The following is a 20448-nucleotide window of genomic DNA, read 5'->3' as shown; positions in this document are numbered from 1 at the left end:
TGGCCGGGGTTTTAGTTTCACGTCATGCGGTTACTGCTGTTGTTGGTACTGCTGGCCAGGAATCGGCTTGAGATTGACCTCAACACGGCGATTCTGGGCGCGGCCGTTGACGTCGGCGTTGCTGGCGATCGGCGAATCCGGACCGGCACCGCGCACCGACAGGTGAGCGGCATCAACCCCTTGGGAGGTCAGGTAGGTCGCCACGCTCTGGGCGCGCTGCTGCGACAGGTCCATATTGTGCTGGCGACTGCCGGTGCTGTCGGTGTAGCCGACGATTTCAATCATGTTCTGGTTGTACTGCTTCAGCGAGCCAGCCAGATTGTTCAGCGGCGAGTAGAAGCTGCTGGCGATGGCCGAAGAGTCGGTGGCAAACGTAATGTTGCCCGGCATCACTAGCTTGATGTTGTCGCCTTCGCGTTGAACCTGAACGCCAGTGTTGGCCATGCTGGCGCGCAACGCGGCTTCCTGCTTGTCAGCGTAGTAACCGTAACCGGCTGAGGCAGCACCCGCCACGGCAGCGCCAATCAGCGCACCTTTGCCGCGGTTGTTGTGATCAATGGCAGCGCCGGCGACGGCGCCGGCCAATGCACCCAGACCGCCGTACTTGGCGGTCTTGCTCATCCCGCCGGAGTTCTGCGCCTGCCCCTGATTGTCGTATGGATTCTGCGTCGCGCAGCCGGAAAGCACGGTCAGTGCGGTGGCAGCGATGATCAAACGGCGAAAGGTCAACATCAAGGAGAGCTCCTGTTTTGCTTTTCTACGGCCAAACATAAAGGCCGACGATTTGGGCAATTAGAGCATGGTGGCCGTCAAAAATTCCTTAACGACGGCTGAACCGCCTGCGCACGGCCAACGGCAGTATTTCTTTAATAACAAAAGCAAATATTTATGTGCAGCGTGAACATACTGTTCATCGTATTTATGCCACTCAAATTGCCCAGGGTTATCTAGCTAACTTCCGCAAGCCACTGATTGATATCGCTATTCATCCGTCAGCCAGCAAAGCCCACAAAATTTAAGGCAGTTTCATTTCTAGGAAGCTTTCCTATACTGGCCTTGCGCAACCACAGGAAAGCGCAGTGATGAAGCAAACTATAAAAATCGCTCTCACTTTCAGGCAAGGCAGCGCTGTATCCACGCGCAAGAGCTGACTCTATGCTAAGAAAAATCCCCGTTTCCGACCTCACGCTGGGCATGTACATCCACGAATTCTGCCGCCCGCGGATCAACGATCCGTTCTGGGCCGCGAACGTCGAACGCGAGCTCAGTGACGCCGCCGTGCTGCGGCACATTCAGGCGTCGACCCGTGAAGTCTGGATCGACACTCGCCTTGGCAAAAACTCCGTCGACCGCTCGCCGGCCGAAGAGACTCCCCCGAGTGTTTTGACGCTGCCGAAACCGCGCCTTGCAGCCTTGAGCTGGAACTGGCCCGTGCACGCCTGATCTGTGGCCGTGCCAAAGCGGCAGTGATGACCATGTTCAGCGATGCCCGGATGGGTCGGGCGATGAATACCGAAGACGTCGACCTGTTGGTCGAGGAAATCTCTACGTCCGTGATGCGCCATCCCCACGCACTCATCAGCCTGTCGCGCCTGAAGACCACCGATGAGTACACCTATATGCATTCGGTGGCCGTGTGTGCATTGATGGTCGCGCTCGCACGGCAGATGGATCTGAATGAAGATCAGGTGCGTGAAGCTGGCGTTGCCGGGCTGATGCATGACGTCGGCAAAATGATGATCGACTCGGCCATTCTCAATAAACCCGATCGCCTGACCTACGAAGAATATGAGGTCATGAAGCATCATCCGCAGGCCGGTCTGGAAATCCTCCAAGGCTGCGAGCGAGTGACTCGACTGGTAATGGACGTGTGCCTGCATCACCACGAAAAAGTCGACGGCAGCGGTTATCCCCACGGGCTGAAAGGCGACGAGATCAGCCTGCTGGCGAAAATGGGCGCTATTTGTGACGTGTATGACGCGGTGACCTCAGACCGGCCCTACAAGAAGGGCTGGGATGCCGCGCATTCGGTTCGCGAAATGGCGTCCTGGAAAGGCCACTTCGATGTGAAGGTGTTTCAGCACTTCGTCAAAACCGTCGGCATCTACCCCGTTGGCGCGTTGGTCCGACTGAGGAGTGAACGCTTGGGGGTGGTTGTCGAACAGGATGAAAAGTCTCTGTTGCACCCAAAAGTGAAAGTTTTCCTGTCCACCCGAACCCGGATGCCCTTTGAGCCGCACGTCATCAACCTCGCCTGCACCACTGTGCGAGACGGCATCCTGAAATTTGAGCTGGCTGAAGATTGGGGCCTGCTGGACGTCGCCAGCATGTGGGCCGGTCAGCCCGCGGCTTGAACCTGCCGTCGGGCTAATTGGCGCGATGACCGCTTAAAGGCTGGCCGACACTGGCCTGCGTCGCAACGGAATAATGCCGACCTGCATGCCGAAGGGTCTGAACACGGCATTGAGGGTCTGCACCGTTGGATTACCCTCGTCCTGTTCGATCTGGCGCAGCGTGCGCAGCGAGATTTTGCACATGCTTGCGAACTGTTCCTGGCGCAATCCTGTGATCTCGGTCCGCAGCCGTTTGACGGCAGCGCCCATCGAAACGGTCCCGTCCAACAATTGATTCCGAAGCTCGTCGAGAATAATGCCGCGCTGGCGTATGTCGTCGTTCATCGCAGGCCCCATTCTCTGAGCGTCGTATCCAGGCGCCCAAGGCGGATGCGCGGATGACTGAAGGTCTTTTGCGGCAAGCCCATTTCGGTCAGTAAATCAGGTAATGCGCGCAGGCGTTCGGCATCGGCTCGGAGGCCATCGAATAACTCGTCGGGGTCGACCCAGGCGGATAACGCCCGGCAGGCTTCGCGCCAGTCCACTTCGCCAGCGCGTTCGATGGGATCAGGCCATTTGGTTGTGCGCGTCACGCCTTCATCGTCCATGACCATAGGCGCCAGGTCGTAAATCGGCGCCAGAGAGAGTCGCTGTTCATCGCGCAATATCGAAGTATTACGCCCATGGTTATCGCTATTTCCCAGAATCTGATTGATCAGGTCGCGGCGTATGTACTCGGCGACCATCTGAGGAATCTCCCCTGCTGAGCATTCGCCGACCAGGCGTTAGCCAGCGCGGCGACGGATTGCACGTGCGTCATGTACGCGCCGGGGCGGGTGATGTCGGCGAGCGAGTACACCGATTCGACAGCCAGACGGCGCACGCCCTGTTCATCAACGCTGCGGTCGAAACGCTTCATCCACAGGCTGGGCTTGCGAGCTTCTTCGAGGCTCATGCCGTCACAGGGAACAGTGCGTTCACCGACGCGTTCGAGGGCCTGGTAGTAGCAGAACTCGCTTCTGAGAATGGTGCGATCGGTCTCGTTGCCCTTGTTACGAGAGAATTTCACGAACCAGTGTTGACGGACTTCGCTGTCGGCGAGCGTTGCATCAGGGTGCATGAGCCCTTCGGCGTCCTCGGCCAGCAATAGCTTCGGCGCCTCACCGCCCGCTCCCGTTGCGCCGCCCACTGCGGCGCCTTGCTCATACGCGTATTCGAGAAAGCGGCTGTCCCGAGCAACGACCTCACTCCGGTCAAAACCGATGCTGCTGGCCTTGGGCAAAGCTTCGAACGATTCCTTGATGCGCAGATGCCCGACGGGTGCAGGGGTGCAGCGCTGCAAGAGCACCAGATCAGCCGGGGTATTTTCACCTTCGGGCAATGCAAGACGCGCCAAGAGGAAACGGCGTGCCGCTCCCGCTGGAACGATGTCATGCAAAAACGCTGGCAGTCCGGGCGTTCTGAACAAATCCCAGCCCAGTGGAATCCGGGTACTCACGGACGGCGAGGTGGGACGATCGAGCGAATCCAGGTGGTCAATTAGAAATGCCTGCTCATACGCAAAGCTGCACGGGCTGTTCTGTCCTGACTCTGGCTTCTCGACTTCGAAACGCATCGCGTCGTGCCATCGTCCCGACAGATAGAGTTGGAGGGTTAGCTGCATCACAGGGTGCTCGGCAATTTAATGCCTAAACCTTAGGGCTAGAGCGAATAAAAGGCAATTAAATGCCTAAAATTGAAGATTCTAACGAAGAACCGGTATTTAAATGCCGATCAGTCAGCTTAGCAGTCCCAGCTCTTGCGCCCGGGCCACCGCCTGGGTGCGTCGTTCGACGCCAAGTTTGCCGTTGATGTGGCTGGCGTGGGTTTTGACGGTATGCAGGGAAATGAATAAGCGCTCGCTGATCTCCTGATTGGAGCAACCGTGCGCGATCAGCTGCAGCACGCTGAGTTCGCGGGCACTGAGGTGGTCGCCGCCGTTACAGGCGGGCGGCTCACTGGTGACGCGCAGGCAAGGCAGTCCCTGACCGGGCGCAGCTTCAGGAAGTTGCTGGAGCAGGTAATCAACCAGCCGGCATGAGGGTCGTTTATGCAGTTGCTCGCGCAGCCGGTCGGGATGGCCACGGATCAGGCGCTGGAAGGGTAAAACCGCACCGCCCGTGGCGAGCTGGAGGCTCTGTTGAAAAAGCTCATCGGCCTCGGGCACACGGGATGCGTCGAGCAGCAACAGGATGTGCTGACTCAGCGCATTAAGGCCGAGCAGTCCTGCACCGATCCGCTGGGCGTACTCCACCAGACCGTGCAGCCGAGCCATCGCCTCTTCGGTGCGGCCCTGAATGTGGTCGAGAACCGCCCGCAGCGTTTCGATCTGCTGAGGCAGTTGCGGCGAGCATTCGGGGGCGGCCGCAGGTTGGTTGCCGCCATAGGTCTGCCCAAGCCGCAGCAGCCAGGCGTCGGCCAGATCGATACGGCCCTGGGCCAGCCACAGTTCGCATTTGGCGAGGGTGATCATTGCCAGGTAATACACCGGCGGCACGTCCCAGATGTGCATCAGCCGCTCGGCCTCGGCCAGTTCGGCGAAGGCCTCGGCGTAGCGTCCTTCGCGCCCCTCCATCCCGGCAATCACGCAGTGGCCGATCAGCACGCTGATGTCGCGGCAGGCGCGCGCCTCGGCCAGCCCGGCATTCAAGCGCTCGCGCCCTGCCTCCGGTTGAAGAAACTGCACCAGCAGATAACCTTCGTACAACGTCAGCCGCGCGCGGACCGCATAGAGTTTTTGTGAAGACAGGCCGTTCAAACGTCTCAAGCCCTGGCGCACCTCCTCCATCGAGCGAAGGGTTTCACCACGGGCCTGCAGCGTGCGAGCGCGGTCGTAATGCGCCAGCGCTTCGAACAAAGGATTGGCGACGCGCTGCGCCAACTCAAGTGCATCACGGTTCAGCGCCCGGGCGCGCCACAAATCACCGTCAGCGATGGCCAGATTTGCCAGCGTCGACAGGCACAACAAACGCTGGCCGTAGCGTTTGGGCGGCAGGCTGACCAATGCCTCGCTGCAATAACGCCGGGCCGTTTCACTGTCGCCACGGCCCCGGGCGATGATCCCGCTCAGCGCCAGCCACTGCGCCAGCATCGAATTTTGCGCGGTCACGGAAGGGGCCGGCAGGAATCGGCTGAGGTGATTGCCCAGCTCCTCGGCGGCATCCAGTTGACACGCAAGACCCAGGGCCCAGGCGTACAGCACGATCAGACGCGGCGTGCTGACCAGCAGGCTGTCGGGCAAGTCCATTTTCCAGCGCAGCAGCATGCCGACGTTTTGCTCGGCGAGGAGTTGTTCCTCGGAAAGGTTTTGCACCAGATTGGCCGCCACATCCAGGTGCCCGGCGCGCAACGCCTGTTCGATGGCTTCGTCTAGCAGACCCTGGTCGCTGAACCAGCGGCAAGCGTTCAGATGCACCCGCCGCTGTTGCGGCGTCACGCTAGCCCCGGCCCGCGCGCGAAGCAGGTCAGAGAACAAGTGGTGATAGCGAAACCAGCGACCCTGCTCGTCCAGCGGAACCAGAAACACCTGATGGGCTTGCAGGTACTCCAGCATGTCGTCGCTGTCGTGACTGTCACGCGCGGCGTTGCACAGAGCACCGCTGAAGCGCTCCAGGCAGGCGGTTTCATAGAGAAAGGCCTGAACGTCGGCCGGCAGACAATCAATGACTTCTTCGAGCAGGTAATCACGGATCAGCCCTTCCCCGCCATTGAGCCCCTGGGTCAGCGCGTTACTGCCCGCTTCGTTGGCCGCCAGTAGCCAGAATCGCAGGCCGGCCACCCAGCCTTCACTGCGTTGCAACAGGGCCCGCAGTGCCTCATCGCTCAAGGAATTGCGCTGCGAATCCAGCACCGCCAGCGACTCGTCGTCGGTCAGACGCAGATCCTGCTCGGACAATTCCAGCAATTGACGGGACAGCCGCAACCGCGCGAGGTGCCAGTTCGGCCTCTGCCGGCTGGTGACCATGATGTTCATGCCCGCAGGCAGATGATTGAGGAGAAACTGCAGGCAGCGATCCAGCACGGGGCCCTGCACCAAGTGATAGTCGTCGAGCACCAGCAACAGCGGTTTGCTCAACATCAGGTGCATCGCCAGCTCGTCCAGCAAACCGTCCAGCCACTCTTCGAAGGCAAAGGGCTGGTGACGCTGACGCATCTTCAGAAGGCCGAGCGCCTGGCCGCCGAGTTGAGGAAAGAATTGCTGGAGACCGCAGAGTAGACGTTCGAGAAACCGGCCCGGGTCGCTGTCCCGGTGGCTCAGTCCCAGCCAGAGGTTCTGCCACTGATCGGGCAGGCTCTCGCAGAACTCCACCGCCAATGAGCTTTTGCCGAAACCGGCCGGTGCACTGATCAACAAAAGGCGCCCGGAAAGACCCGCACTCAGCCGCTCGCACAACCGAGGCCTCGATACGTAACCTTCAGGCAGTGGCGGACGGAAGAAACGGCCTTCCAACGCAGTGACTGCGTGATTTGCGAATCCTTGCAAACGCGACAGATCAGTCATGGCCGGCTCTTGTTGGAGTGCTTGTTGTTCGGCGTTCAGATGTCGGGAGACTAGCGGCTATGGGAAGCCTTTTGAACATTGTTAGACGAAAGACTGTAAGAAAACGTATCCCATCCACAGGGGGAATGTTGGTTTATATGTCTGGAGAGGTACACGGTCCTACACCTGCTGCAGTGTAGTCGGCTCGGGCGTCGCTATGCTCGATGATTGGATCGTGTAGGACCCATCCGCCAATGCGCGTTGAAATCTCTCGTTTGTAGCACTCCCTTTGCTGCCACGCGGAACCAGGGCGGCTTGGCATTCAAGAATCCAGACGCAAAAAAACACCCCGACCACTCGGGGTGTTTCCTTTCTGCGCTATGGGGTTCAGCCATAGGGTGAAACAGCGAAGGACTTCAGTGCGCTGTAGCTGTGATCAACATTGCACGCTCTCCGCTCATTCGATCAGCCGTTAGCGCACGCCATCCTGGCGCAGGGCATTGGGCGAGAAGTCGCTGGCAGTGGCGGTGAAGCCAAAGTCATACGCCCTCTTCTCTTCGTTCTTCATGCCCAGCGCCAGGTAGCGACCTGATTGCAGGTCGTACAGGGCTTCCAGGGCGTACCACGGCACTTGTTTGTCGTAGTAGTTTTCGGCGTGGGCTTCCGCCACGCGCCACAGTTGACCACGGCCGTCGTAGTGATCGATGACCGCGGCCTGCCAGGTGTCTTCGTCGATGAAGAAGTCACGTTTGGCGTAGATGTGGCGCTGGCCTTCTTTCAAGGTGGCGGTCACGTGCCAGACGCGACGCAGTTCATAACGCGCCAGGTCCTGATTGATGTGGCCGGCCTTGATGATGTCGGCGTATTTCAGTTTCGGATCGTCGAGCTTGTAACTGTCGGACGCGATGTACATTTCTTGTTTGCCGATCAGTTTCCAGTCGTAGCGGTCTGGCGCGCCGTTGAACATGTCAAGGTTGTCGGAGGTGCGCAGTCCGTCGGCGGCGGTGCCCGGCCCGTCATAGGACACTTGCGGCGCACGGCGTACGCGACGCTGCCCGGCGTTGTAAACCCACGCCGCACGCGGCTCTTTGACCTGATCGAGGGTCTCGTGCACCAGCAACACCGAGCCCGCCAGACGCGCCGGCGCCGTCACTTCCTGCTTGAAGTAGAACAGGATGTTGCCCGGATTCTTCGGATCGAAATCTTTCATTTTGTCGCGGAAGACGAACTCGTCGTGGAAATACACCGGGTTGAACGAGCCGTTGGTTTGCGGCGTGGCCTGGGTGACCAGACGCGAGACGCTGCCGCCGCGATAACGGGTGATGTGGTTCCAGATCACCTCGAGGCCGTCCTTCGGAATCGGAAACGGCACAGCGGTTTCGAAATTCTCCAGGCCGTTGCCGCCGCCGACCAGTTTGGTCTTGGTGGCGTTGTTCTTGATCGCGGCGAACACCTCAGCGGGAACGGTAGCGCCACGGTGGGACGGGTACACCGGCATCTTGTAGGTGTCCGGGTAACGCTTGAACATCGCGTATTGGCCCGGGGCAAGCTTGTCCTTGTACTGATCCACGTTCTGCGCAGTGATGGTGAACTGCGCTTTTTCGTTGGCGTACGGATTGGCCAGGAAACCTTTGTCGTCGACGGCGCCGGCATTGACCGGCATCGGGCTCCAGGCCGGGATGGTGTTGGCAGCGTTGCCGGCTTTTTCCGCGCCCATCGGCGTCAGCGTGGTGCCCAGCTTGGCGGCTTCGGCATCGGACACCGCCGCCATCACGCTGGTCGCCAACAACGACAGACCCAGTACGCCTACCTGCAACAGACCCTTCGTGATTTTCATTTTCATTATTGTCCTTAGAAGTTCATGCCGAAGCTGAGCGCCACGAAGTCGCGGTCGTCCACGGTGGTGTACTTGCCGTCGAAGAAGTTGGTGTAGGAAAGGTTGGCGGTGTAGGTGTTCTGGTACTCGGCGTCGAGGCCCAGACTCACCGCCTTGCGACCTTCCTCGAAGTTGCCGCCAGGGCCCGGCGAGTAGCCGTCGACGTCGTGGGACCAGGCCACGCTCGGGCGCAGGTTCACACCGGCGAAGACGTTGTTGTAGTCCCAGATGGCGCGGGCGCGATAACCCCACGAATCGGTGGTGGTGAAGCCTTCGTTTTCGCAGTAGCGGCTGAGGTTGTTCTGCGCGGCGGTGCCCAGGGTACTGGCGTTGAGGGTCTGGCATTGACCACCCGGCAGCGGGCCAGGGCCGTAGCTCGGGTCGCGGCCGTAACGCAGTTTGGATGTGCTTTCCAGGCCGCCAACGTGGGTCCAGCCCACCTCACCCACCACGGTCAGCCGTTCAGCGCCCATCACTTGATCGAAGAAGTGCGTAAACGTCGTTTGCGCCTGGCTGATTTCCTTGCGGCGGTAGCCTTTCTGGTCCTGACCGGGCGCGCCCTGCAGCAGGGACACGTTCGAGTTCAGCGGCGACAGGCCGGAATACAGAATGTCGGTGGTGTTCAACTGCACCGGAGCGTTGGGGCGATAGCTGAGTTCACCACTCCACGCCGTGCCGGTGGGCAAGGTGGTGGAGAAGCTCAGGCCGAACAGGTGGATGTCTTCCGGGTACTCAACGTAATAGCTGGAATTGCCGGCGACCACGACGGGCAACAGGGTCGGCGCGAGGGCCGCCGCGACGCCTCGAGGAACGCCGTTGGCCGCCAGACCGCCCACCAGACCCGCTGCGCTGTAGGCGCTTGCCGGCCCACCTTTGCCGCTGAAGATCGGCAGACGGCTGTGGTAGTTCATGTAATAGGCGCCAAACTCAGTGTCCAGCGGCTCGAAGTTGTAGTGCATGGCCAGGCCATACTGACCACTGTCCCGGGCATCGCGATCAGGGCCGCGGGCAACCACTGCGCCCTCGTCAGGGTTGCCGAAACTCACGCCGCGTGCGGCCAGTGTTCTTTGAACGGGACCACGCAACGCGGCTGGCAGAGCCGAATTGAGGCTGTCGCGGGTGCGCAGCACGGCAAGGTTGCTGTTGCAGCCGTCCGCGATGACGTCGGGTTGCGAGAAGAACGTGCCGCAGTTGTCGACGACGGTCTGGTCCCATTCCAGCTGGTAAAAGCCTTCAGCCGAGAGGTTTTCCGTCAGGCTTTGCGACAGATAGAACATGTTGACCGGAATCAGGCCTTCCTTGATTTCCGAGCCAGGACGACGGAACGCGGACACGTCGACCGGGTTGATGCTGTTGATGCCGCCCTGGATGAAGGTACTTTCACCCCAACTGACGACTTGCTTGCCCAGACGCACCGAACCCGGCTCGTCGGCAATGGAATAGTTGTGATAAACGAAAGCGTCGAGCAGCTCGAACCCCGAGGATTTGGCGCCTTCCTTGCGGCCGGAATCGCTGATGTCCTTGAAGTCGCGGCCTTCGTCCTTGAGCTCGAAGTCGTACCAGTATTTGCCCCGCAGGAACACGCCGGTGTCGCCGTACTTCAGTTCAAGATCGTGGATGCCCTTGAATATCTTCGAAAAGGTTTCGCCGCTTTTGAAGTTCAAGTGACCGTCGTCGGAGGTTTGCGAAAGACCGTGACCGCCGTTGTTGGAGCCGATCAGGTTTTTGTTGGCATTCTCGGTGGACCAGCTCGCCCCCACCGAGAGCGACGAGTCGAAGTTGCCTTCGATTTCTCCGATATTGAAACTGACGCCGAATGCAGGACCGGCGAGCGTGGAAGCGAGGCTGACGGCCAGAGGCAATTTAGCCCGGCGCCAGAACTGGTTAGCTGATGTCATCGACGCTACTCCATGTGCTTTTATTTTTATGGCAGTGGGTGCTTCCAGAAACGACTCAGGCGGACGGGCCGCAGCGCCTGTGTGTCAGCGCCGATCGGGCAGCCAAACAACTGCGAAACGATCAGGGCGCTTTTCTCCGGTAACGACCTACTGCCGACTATAGCCAGCAGGTGCTGCTGCTTGATCCCTCTAAAGTGTGATTTATAGCGCCGACACCTCTGGCACGCCGACTCCAGAGTGGCCAATCACAACGCAGGGGGAGCATGGCTGAAAAAGAGGAATTGGCAAGGAAGACGGCGGAGTAGAGCCTTCGCGGCACATTTTGACCGTAATCAACCGATAAAATGGCCGCGAAGGAAAGCGTCAGAGCGTAGAGAGGAAAGCGCTGTTGCTGCCCTGCCATTCGAGGATGTTCTGGCGGATCTGCTTCTTGTCGAGCTTGCCGACACTGGTCTTGGGAATTTCGGTAACAAGGGCGATCTGGCTCGGAATCGCCCACTTGTTAATGTGCCCCTGTTCCACAAACGGCTTGAGATGTTCCTTCAGGATCTTCGCATCCAGGACGTGGCCCTCGCGGGCGACCAATAACGCAAACGGGCGCTCGCCCCACTGCGGATCGGCGATGCCCACGACGGCCACTTCGCGCACACCGGGATGGCGGCTGCAGAGGTCCTCCAGTTGAAGCGACGACACCCACTCGCCGCCGGTCTTGATGACGTCTTTGATCCGGTCACGAATGTCGATCCCGCCCATGCTGTCCAGCGTCGCCACGTCGCCGGTGTGCAGCCAGCCGCCGGCCCACAGTTCGGCGCCCTTCTCCGGCTCGCGGTAATAGCCTTCGCTCAGCCAAGGTGCGCGCAATACCAGCTCGCCCTGGGTCTCACCATCCGACGGGAGAAAGTTGCCTTCGCCATCGACAATCGCCGCCTCGACCAGCACACCCGGCGCGCCCGCCTTGATTCGGTACGCGGTGCGTTCGTCTTCACTGGCTGCCATCAGGTCGTCGTTCAGGTGCGCAACCGACACCAATGGCCCGGTCTCGGACATGCCGTAGGCCGCAGACAGCTGAATACCCTTGGCCTTGGCTGCCTCGTATAGCGAACGATTGAGTGAGCTGCCGCCGATGATGATGTGCCAGCCGGTGAAATCCATGTTCTGGGCGGCTTTGGCGTTGAGGACCATTTGCATGATGGTGGGCACGCAGTGGGAAAACGTGACCTTCTCTTTTTGCCAGAGCTCTACCAGCAACTCGGGGTCGTAACGACCGGGATACACCTGTTTCGCGCCCAGCATAGTCGCGGCGTACGGCACGCCCCACGCATGAACGTGGAACATCGGCGTGATCGGCATGTAGACCTTGTCACCGCCGAGCATGCCTTCGACGCTGCCCATGATCGTCGCAACGGCCATGGTGTGCAGCACGAGCTGGCGATGGGTGAAATACACCCCCTTGGGGTTGCCTGTCGTGCCGGTGGTGTAGAACGTGGTCGCCACCGAGTTCTCGTCGAAATCCTCGAACTGATAGTGAGAACTCGCAGCGGCCAACAACGCTTCGTACTCGCCGACGAGGTTGGGCAGGTCGGCGTTAGCGCCATCGGTGTCGGTCAGTAATAGTGTTTTTTCCACGGTCGTCAGTTGCCCGGCGATGGCGTTGTAGAGGGGCACGAATTCGCTGTTCACCAGCACGAGCTTGTCTTCGGCGTGATTCATGGTGAACAGGATCTGCTCGGGCGACAGCCGCACGTTGATGGTGTGGATCACTGCGCCAATCATCGGAATGGCGAACATGCATTCCAGGTAACGGTGACTGTCCCAATCCATCACCGCGACGGTGTCCCCCGCTTTCACCCCCGCCGCGGTCAACGCACCGGCCAGCCGGCAGATGCGCTCGTTGAGCATTTGATATGAGTAGCGCGAATGGTCCCGGTAAACAATCTCACGGTTTTTTCGTAGCGCACGCCTGACAGCAGCAGTCGTTTGATCAACAGAGGGTACGGGTACGCCCCTTCGGCGGGCGGAATCACGCGGGTGTGCAGCATAGGAATCCCTTTTCACGGTGCAGGTGCGGGGGCTGAAAATATGCACTGTAGGGCCTGGGCGCGTCGATCGGATCAGCCGAAGGGATGAATTGTGCGTCGGAAACGATGCACCCCCGGCACTGTTTACCAAGGCGAAAATCACAGGCTCGGGAACGATGCGGATCGAAACGGTAGGAGTGAGCTTGCTCGCGATCTGGCGCGCAGCGGCAGTAAACCAGCGCATATGGTGTGTCAGGTATAACCGAGGTGCCCTGTTTGACGGCTGCTGCGCAGCCAATCGCGAACAAGCTCACTCCTACATGGGCGTCGTCTGGCGCGGAATGTGCGCACGGCGATACGCGGTTCGTGGTCCGGGGCGAAGTCCTCGGACGCTGCCAGTACTTCTTGTCACGCGGCCCGCCTCGATTTGCATTCTGTAACGCCCTATCAGTGCATTTCCGTCAACGCCAGCTTCAAACCCAGCGCAACCAGCACGCCACCCATCGCCCGATCAAACCAGTGCCCCATCCGCGCAAAACCCGCGCGGACCCGAGGCTGGCTGAACAGGCGTGCTACCAGGCAGAACCACGCGCCGGTCGCGAATGCCAGGTAAACCCCGTAGCCCGCCTGAACCAGCATTGGCGTGTGCGGGTTGATCACGACGGTGAACAGTGACAGGAAAAACAGCGTTGCCTTGGGGTTGAGCCCGTTGGTGACGAACCCCGCCGTGAAGGCGCCGCGCGCGGTGCGTTCGCCTTTGGCGATGTCCACGGGCGCATCCGATGCGCTCGCAGGTTTGGCGCGCAGTGCTTTGATGCCGATGTAAATCAGGTAAGCCGCCGCCGCCCATTTCAAGGCGTTGAACAGCACGATGGACTGCGAAACGATCAAGCCAATCCCCAGCAGCGAATAGCCGACGTGCAGGAAGATCGCGGTGCCCACGCCCATGGCGGTGTAGGTGCCGGCCTTGCGCCCGTGGGTCACGCTCTCGCGCACGACGACCGCGAAATCCGGACCGGGGCTGGCGACGGCCAGCAGGTGAATCAGGGCAACGGTTAAAAATTCGGGCCAGTACATTGAAGTTCTCCAGGCGTTATGGCGAGCGGCAGGCTCTGGTAGGCTCGTCACATTACGCCTCCCACCCACCGAGCAAAAGGTACAGCTGATGCCCAGTCAACGCCGAGCAGTTTTCCTGGATCACTCCTCTCTGGATCTGGGGGATCTCGACCTCGCGCCGTGGCGTGAAACCTTCAGCGAGCTGGTGCTTCATGGCAGCACCACAACCGATCAGGTGGCCGAGCGCTTGAAGGACGCCGACGTGGCCATTTCCAACAAGATCATGATTGATGCCGACACGTTCGCCGCCTGCCCGAATCTTAAACTGGTGTTGGTGACCGCAACCGGCGTCAACAACGTCGACCTCGATGCAGCGCGCACGCATGGCGTGGTGGTCAGCAATTGTCAGGGCTACGGCACTCCTTCCGTGGCCCAGCACACGCTGATGTTGCTGTTGGCGATGGCCACCCGCTTGCCTGACTATCAACAAGCGATTCATCAAGGCCAGTGGCAGAAATCGAAGCAGTTCTGCTTGCTGGACTTCCCCATCGTCGAGCTGGAAGGCAAAACATTGGGGCTGCTGGGCCATGGCGAGCTGGGAGGCGCCGTCGCGAAGCTGGCGGAAGCCTTCGGCATGCGCGTGCTGTCGGGTCAGATCCCCGGCCGCCCTGCCCGCCCTGATCGCGTGCCGCTGGATGAGCTTCTGCCGCAGGTCGACGCCCTCACCCTTCATTGCCCGCTCAACGAGCATACGCGGGACATGATTGGCGCCCACGAGTTGAGCCTGCTCAAGCCCAAAGCCTTCATCGTCAATACCGCGCGGGGTGGCTTGATCAATGAGCAGGCACTGGCCGATGCGCTGCGCAACGGCCATCTCGGCGGCGCGGCCACCGACGTGCTGACGGTCGAGCCTCCGGTGAATGGCAACCCGCTGCTGTCGGGCGATATTCCGCGTTTGATCATCACGCCCCACAGCGCCTGGGGCAGCCAGGAGGCGCGGCAGCGCATCGTCGGTCAGATCAACGAAAACGCTCTGGCGTTCTATCAAGGCAAGCCGGTCAGGGTCGTGAGCTGACACGCAGAGCTTCGCAGGCCCGCCGATCCGCCGCACAGGGCACGTGCGCGGCGTGGCAGGCCTGTTAAACTTCGCCCTTTTTTCGAGGAGCCGATGATGGACCCGCGCAGTGAAGTGTTACTCCGGCAGGCCGATTTGTTTCAGGGCTCCTTGTTGCTGACCGGCCTCCCCGCCGACGACCTGCTGAGCACGCTGCCCAATGCACGCGGCTGGAGCTGGCACGCTGGCGACTTCGACACCCTCGGTACACGATTCCCCGAGCGCGTGCACTTCGGCACCGAAGCCCCGGGCGAACCCTTTGAAGCCGCGGTGCTGTTTTTGCCCAAGGCCCGCGACCTCGCTGATTACCTCATTAACGCGCTCGCTTCCCGCCTGGCCGGACGTGAGCTGTTTCTGGTGGGCGAAAAACGCGGTGGCATTGAAGCCGCGGCCCGCCAGCTGAGCCCGTTCGGGCGCACGCGCAAACTCGACAGCGCCCGGCATTGCCAGCTCTGGCAAGTCACCGTCGAAACGCCTCCGCAAGCCGTCGAGCTCGACAGCCTGGCCAAACGTTTCGACATCGAAGTCGAAGGCGGCGCGTTGAAGGTGGTGAGTCTGCCCGGCGTGTTCAGCCACGGCCGTCTGGACCGCGGTTCGGCGCTGTTGCTGGAAAACATTGACCGACTTCCCGCCGGGCATTTGCTGGATTTTGGCTGCGGCGCGGGGGTTCTCGGTGCAGCGGTGAAACGTCGTTACCCCGAAACACATGTGACGATGCTGGATGTCGATGCGTTTGCCACCGCCAGCAGCCGGCTGACCCTGGCGGCCAATGGCCTTGAAGCCGACGTCATGACCGGCAACGGAATTGACGCCGCGCCGAACGACCTGGACGTGATTCTGACCAATCCGCCGTTCCATACCGGTGTGCACACCGATTACGCTGCGACCGAAAACCTGCTGAAAAAAGCACGAGAACATCTGAGAAAAGGCGGCGAACTACGGCTGGTAGCCAACAGTTTTCTGCGCTATCAGCCGATCATCGAGTCGCATCTCGGACCGTGCGCAATCATGGCCGAGGGCCAGGGTTTCCGGATTTACCGCGCGAAACGTGCGTGATAATTAGCGCTTGCCGAACGGCAAACGGCTAGGCAGAATCCGCTCCGTCCTAGGGGAGTAGTCTCCCACGAGCGCCATGCTCGTCCGGCACGCATCAACATACTTGGTCCTCAGACCATGGTGCGTGCGACCCCAGATCCGCTCAGACGGATCGGTGGTTTGACAAGACCTATGACACGAACATCCTGACCCGGGGCGGGGAGGTTGTACGTGTCATAGCCGTGTTGACCCGCCCCTTAGGAAAACCCTGATGCTGGAATCCCTGTTGGTCCCCACCGCCGTCGTCGCACTGGCTGAAATCGGTGACAAGACCCAACTCCTCGCACTCGTTCTCGCCGCTCGCTTCCGCAAGCCCTGGCCCATTATCGCCGGGATTGTCGCAGCCACGCTGGCCAACCATGCCGCGGCCGGGGCCGTCGGCGCATGGTTCAGCAGCTACCTCTCGGATTCCGTCCTGCACTGGATTCTTGCAGCGAGCTTTACCGCCACCGCGCTGTGGACGCTGGTTCCGGACAAGCTGGACGACGACGAAGCCAATACCGGGCGCAAGTTCGGCCCCTTCCTGACCACGCTGATCGCATTTTTCATCGCGGAAATCGGCGACAAGACGCAGATCGCCACGGTCATGCTGGCGGCGCAGTATTCCAACTTGTGGCTGGTGATTATCGGCACGACGCTGGGCATGTTGCTGGCCAATGTGCCGGTGGTGCTGGCGGGGAATTTCGCTGCGGAGAAACTGCCACTGACGCTGATCCGTCGTCTGGCAGCGGGGGCGTTTTTCGTTCTGGCGATCGTTGCGGTGTACAAGGCGATGCAGATCAGCGGCTGGGTGTAGGCGCTAACGATAACCCCTGTAGAAGTGAGCTTGCTCGCGATGCTCTTCAATCGCTTCGCAGATACGCAGCGACTATTCGATGATCGCGAGCAAGCTCACTCCTACAGCGTTTCATGCACCAACCCGCTCCGAAAAACGCCGCGCCCGCTCACCTATCGAGATCAGGCGCTGATCAGCCCTTCGGCGCCTGCTGGTACAACGGCATGACTTTCGGGATCGCCGCCTGCAACGAGGCAATCCGGTTGGACGATGCAGGGTGGGTACTCATGAATTCTGGCTGCGACGCGCCGCCTTGGGCTTCCATCTTCTGCCACAGCGTGATCGCGGCATTCGGGTTGTAACCCGCGCGAGCCGCCAGTTCGAGGCCCAGCAAGTCCGCTTCGTTTTCATTGGCGCGGCTGTTCGGCAGCGTCAGGCTGTAATCGACCACGGTGTCGGCCAACGCCAGACTGTCCTGCCCCAACCCCAACAAGGCACCGGCACCCTGCTTGGCCATCTGCACACCGTAGGCCTTGGACATCGCTTCACGACCGTGTTCGCGCAGCGCGTGAGCGATTTCGTGGCCCATGACCGCTGCCAGTTCATCATCGCTGAGCTTCAGGGTATTGATCAGGCCGCTGTACACGATGATCTTGCCGCCAGGACCGCAGTTGGCGTTCAGTTCGTCGCTCTTGATCAGGTTGACGTCCCACTGCCACTGCGCCGCGTCGGGCCGCAATTTCGGCGCCTGGGCGATCAGTCGCTTGGCGATGGCCTGAACGCGTTTGCCCTCGGCGCTGCTGTTGTCGAGCACGCCTTTGGATGACGCTTCACTGACCGTCTGTTGATAAGACTGGGCGTACATCTGGTTGACTTCGTCAGTCGACAGCATGCTGAACATGTATTGCTTGCGCTCGACACCCACCGAATCGCCGGTGGTGGTATTGACCGCCTGACACCCGGCAACCAGCAACGCTGCCGTCACGCCACAAAGAGCAAAAATCCTGCGCATCTCGTATCTCCATTGAAACAATCGCGCCATCCTAGGCAATACGCAGGCTGAGCACCAGATGCCAGCCGTCTGCCATGTAAAAAGGCGCAAGCAAATCGCGCCTGTGTAACGGCAGCGAAATAACGGAATGACGATTTGAACCGAGCCAGAGCGGATTACAACGGGGTCAGGCATTCCGGTGCGTTGAGCTTCGGATCATTCACCAGATTGGCCAGAGGCCGTTCGCGCAGTTGCGTCTGCGGGGCGGCGAGCAAGGCCTGCAAGGTGATCAGCGGGCAGTCCGGATCAAGCCAGGCGCGCTGCCCTTCTTCGTCGAGGATCAACGGTCGACGCTGGTTCATGGCCGACTGCGTGACCACGGCAACGCTCAGGTAGGTGTGGCCTTCGACGGGATAGGCTTCCCAGATCGCCGCGAAATACAGCGTCGATCCTTCGGCCGGCGTCAGCCAGAACGGCCGCTTGCGGACGCTGCCACGCCATTCATAAAAACCGTTGGCGGGCAGCAGGCAGCGTCGTTCGCGAAAGGCCTGCTTGAACATCGGCTGCTCGGCCACGGTTTCAGCGCGGGCATGGGCCGGCGTGCGCGACATGTCGGTCAGCCAGGGCGGCGTCAGCCCCCAACGCGCCCGCGCCACTTCGCGTCCGCGCTCACCACCCTCCTCGACCTCGCCCGGTGCAGCCCGAACCATCAACACACAAGCGGCAGGAGAAATATTCCACTGCGCTTGCTGGTCGCTCGGGAATCCGGGCAGGGCCGCAAAGGCAGGCGACCAACGAAACAGGGCATAGCGTCCACACATGGGTTCAGCACAACTCTTTTTGAAAGCGAATGAGGCGCGCGCGAACCGGATTCAGCACAGCAACACATCGGGGTAGCTGTCTGGCTCGTCACCGGGCAGCGGAAAGGCGGCATTGTACTCGGTGATCAACAGACGCGCCCGCTCGGCCTGGTCATCCTCGACCGTCAGGCCCAGCAACCCGAACGCCGGCAAATCCCCGACAGCGCCCAACAGATGACGCCCGGTGATGTGGGACTCGATGCCTTCGCTGGCCAGCATGGACTGCAGCAGCTCGCCTTCCATCAGGTGTTCGGGCTCGTAAATCTTGCGCATCACTCGTTCTCGCTGCGGACGTCCAGCGTCCACTCTTCCCCATCGGTCTGCAGACTGAAGATGATCGGCCGGCAGCAGACGGGGCAGTCCTCAATGTAGGTCTGATCGCCGCCGGAAATATCCAGCACCGCCTCCACCGGTTCGCCGCAATAAGGGCAGTCGTAATCCTGTATTTCCTGCATCGCAGTCTCCGGGCACAGTTTTGCGTATAATCGCCGACTTGTTTGCCGGTCGAGCTTTATTCCTCAGCATCCGGGCATCAGCCTGAGTCGACATCTTCAGCGAAGCCGCTTTATCGAGCGGCCGCCGCCCAGGCACCACGCCTGCGGTGTCGTGATTCGCTGCTGCACCGGACTCGACCTCCTTTACCTTAGCCGTTTCCGACAAGAGAGCATGATGGGCGAATTCGATGCCATCCGACCATACGACGACACCGAAGTAAGAGCCGTGCTTGATCGGCTGCTGGGTGACAAGGCGTTCCTCGCGATCCTCACGCATTTCCGATTTCCGCGTCTGGCCGGCTCCCTCGGCTGGATTCTGCAGCCGGCCATCGCGCGCAAGCTGCGTCGCCAGTTCGCCGGTATCGACACTGTCGCGGCCCTGCAGGACAAGGTCGAACATTACGTCGATCACACCATCGAACGCGCCACTGACGGTGTGACCTACACCGGCGTCGAGCAGTTCAAGTCCGGGGTCGCGTACCTGTTTCTGGCCAATCACCGCGACATCGTGATGGACCCGGCCTTCGTCAATTACGCGGTTTATCACGCGGGTCTGCCGACACCACGCATTGCCATTGGCGATAACCTGCTGCAGAAGCCTTTTGTCAGCGACCTGATGCGCCTGAACAAAAGCTTCATCGTGCACCGCTCGATCATCGGGCGTCGCGAGAAGATGGCGGCCTACCAGTTGCTGTCGGCGTACATCAACCACTCCATCCGCAATGACTGCCAGTCGATCTGGATCGCCCAGGCCGAAGGCCGCGCCAAAGACGGCGACGACCGCACCGAATCGGCCATCCTCAAGATGTTCCACATGAGCCGCAAGGACGAGCCGTTTGGCGAAGTCATCCAATCGTTGAACCTGACGCCAGTCTCGATCAGCTATGAATACGACCCGTGCGATCACGCCAAAGCGCGGGAGCTGTACATCCGCGCCACCACCGGCAGTTACACCAAAGTGCCGGGTGAGGACGACGTCAGCATTGCGTTGGGGATCACCGGCTATAAAGGCCGCGTGCATGTGAACTTTGCCCCGCCGATCACCGAGCTGTTCGAGGACACCAAATTACTGGCTATCGAAATGGACCGACAGATTCTCGGCGGCTATCGACTGTTCCCGGTGCATTACCTGGCGTATGCGCAGTGGGCCGACGCCGAGCCCGAACTCAAGGTGCCGAAGGCCGCCGAGGTGTTCCCGACGGACGAGCTGGAACGTGCGGAGGATGAATGGCAGCGCCGACTCAATGGCTGCCCCGCCGAGCACCGTCCGTTTCTGATTCAGCAATACGCCATGCCGGTACGCAATCAGTACCGGGTGAAGGCGGGCTTGCCGCTTTAAGGCCCCCGTCTCTTCAACGAAAACGGCGCTCTCCAAGCGCCGTTTTTTGTTGTGCGCCCTCCGTTGTTGCCGAGACCGGC

The 20448-nt window shown here is 60.6% G+C and carries 14 protein-coding genes, 3 pseudogenes and 1 riboswitch; of the genes and pseudogenes, 5 read left to right on the top strand and 12 right to left on the bottom strand.

Translation table 11 applies throughout. The features are described 5' to 3' along the window. Nucleotides 1-30 precede the first annotated feature (30 nt). A complete protein-coding gene (locus tag JN403_RS08705) occupies nt 31-732 on the bottom strand; it encodes an OmpA family protein (protein ID WP_205486739.1) in 702 nt (233 codons plus the stop codon). 423 nt (nt 733-1155) lie between these two features. On the opposite strand from JN403_RS08705, the pseudogene JN403_RS08700 reads away from it, so the two are divergent. Further along, nucleotides 1156-2354 (top strand): annotated as a pseudogene (locus JN403_RS08700) (HD-GYP domain-containing protein). A 33-nt stretch (nt 2355-2387) separates the two neighbouring features. On the opposite strand, the gene JN403_RS08695 reads toward JN403_RS08700, so the two are convergent. The 7 genes and pseudogenes from JN403_RS08695 to JN403_RS08665 form a co-directional block, all read right to left on the bottom strand. Then, the gene (locus tag JN403_RS08695) at nt 2388-2678 is read right to left on the bottom strand and encodes a helix-turn-helix transcriptional regulator (protein ID WP_205486738.1); all 291 of its coding nucleotides are present in this window, start codon (nt 2676-2678) and stop codon (nt 2388-2390) included. Next, nucleotides 2675-3999, bottom strand: a pseudogene (locus tag JN403_RS08690) (HipA domain-containing protein). The gene JN403_RS08695 and the pseudogene JN403_RS08690 overlap by 4 nt, the downstream one beginning before the upstream one ends. Before the next feature lie 111 nt (nt 4000-4110). Continuing rightward, on the bottom strand, nt 4111-6873 hold the full coding sequence (locus tag JN403_RS08685) for a LuxR C-terminal-related transcriptional regulator (RefSeq protein ID WP_205486737.1): 2763 nt from the start codon (nt 6871-6873) through the stop codon (nt 4111-4113). A 451-nt stretch (nt 6874-7324) separates the two neighbouring features. Further along, nucleotides 7325-8689 (bottom strand): DUF1329 domain-containing protein, encoded by a 1365-nt coding sequence (locus tag JN403_RS08680; protein WP_205486736.1) that lies wholly within the window; start codon nt 8687-8689, stop codon nt 7325-7327. A 14-nt stretch (nt 8690-8703) separates the two neighbouring features. Then, entirely contained in the window at nt 8704-10626 is a 1923-nt protein-coding gene (locus tag JN403_RS08675) for a DUF1302 domain-containing protein (protein WP_122622572.1), read from the bottom strand. 363 nt (nt 10627-10989) lie between these two features. After that, nucleotides 10990-12665 (bottom strand): annotated as a pseudogene (locus JN403_RS08670) (fatty acid--CoA ligase). 426 nt (nt 12666-13091) lie between these two features. Beyond that, entirely contained in the window at nt 13092-13721 is a 630-nt protein-coding gene (locus tag JN403_RS08665; RefSeq protein WP_122536168.1) for a LysE family transporter, read from the bottom strand. An 88-nt stretch (nt 13722-13809) separates the two neighbouring features. Here JN403_RS08665 and JN403_RS08660 point away from each other — a divergent pair, with 88 nt between their 5' ends. From JN403_RS08660 to JN403_RS08650, 3 genes are all read left to right on the top strand, one after another. Next, nucleotides 13810-14775 carry a 2-hydroxyacid dehydrogenase gene (locus JN403_RS08660; RefSeq protein ID WP_205486735.1) on the top strand — a complete coding sequence of 322 codons (966 nt, stop codon included), beginning with the start codon at nt 13810-13812 and terminating at the stop codon, nt 14773-14775. A gap of 96 nt (nt 14776-14871) precedes the next feature. Then, nucleotides 14872-15870 (top strand): class I SAM-dependent methyltransferase, encoded by a 999-nt coding sequence (locus JN403_RS08655; RefSeq protein WP_205487275.1) that lies wholly within the window; start codon nt 14872-14874, stop codon nt 15868-15870. A 40-nt stretch (nt 15871-15910) separates the two neighbouring features. After that, a riboswitch (yybP-ykoY riboswitch) is annotated at nt 15911-16030 on the top strand. 90 nt (nt 16031-16120) lie between these two features. Further along, a complete protein-coding gene (locus JN403_RS08650) occupies nt 16121-16705 on the top strand; it encodes a TMEM165/GDT1 family protein (RefSeq protein WP_205486734.1) in 585 nt (194 codons plus the stop codon). Between the two features lie 172 nt (nt 16706-16877). On the opposite strand, the gene JN403_RS08645 is transcribed toward JN403_RS08650, so the two are convergent. From JN403_RS08645 to JN403_RS08630, 4 genes are all read right to left on the bottom strand, one after another. After that, nucleotides 16878-17696, bottom strand: a complete 819-nt coding sequence (locus tag JN403_RS08645) for a M48 family metallopeptidase (RefSeq protein WP_122536172.1) — start codon at nt 17694-17696, stop codon at nt 16878-16880. Nucleotides 17697-17851: 155 nt separating this feature from the next. Further along, the gene (locus tag JN403_RS08640) at nt 17852-18496 is read right to left on the bottom strand and encodes an SOS response-associated peptidase (protein ID WP_205486733.1); all 645 of its coding nucleotides are present in this window, start codon (nt 18494-18496) and stop codon (nt 17852-17854) included. 51 nt (nt 18497-18547) lie between these two features. Continuing rightward, nucleotides 18548-18808, bottom strand: coding sequence for a DUF2007 domain-containing protein (locus JN403_RS08635; protein ID WP_122536174.1), 261 nt, complete (start codon nt 18806-18808; stop codon nt 18548-18550). After that, nucleotides 18808-18990: a CPXCG motif-containing cysteine-rich protein gene (locus tag JN403_RS08630; protein WP_122536175.1), complete on the bottom strand. Its 183-nt coding sequence runs from the start codon at nt 18988-18990 to the stop codon at nt 18808-18810. The genes JN403_RS08635 and JN403_RS08630 overlap by 1 nt, the downstream gene beginning before the upstream one ends. A gap of 214 nt (nt 18991-19204) precedes the next feature. Between JN403_RS08630 and JN403_RS08625 the strand changes: the two genes are divergently transcribed. Next, nucleotides 19205-20368, top strand: a complete 1164-nt coding sequence (locus JN403_RS08625; RefSeq protein ID WP_205487274.1) for a 1-acyl-sn-glycerol-3-phosphate acyltransferase — start codon at nt 19205-19207, stop codon at nt 20366-20368. Nucleotides 20369-20448: the final 80 nt, after the last annotated feature.

The sequence above is a fragment of the Pseudomonas sp. 15A4 genome (genome assembly GCF_016925575.1).
Classification (GTDB): domain Bacteria; phylum Pseudomonadota; class Gammaproteobacteria; order Pseudomonadales; family Pseudomonadaceae; genus Aquipseudomonas.
Note: the sequence above shows the minus strand (reverse complement) of the source record. Positions and strands in the feature narration are given on the sequence as shown.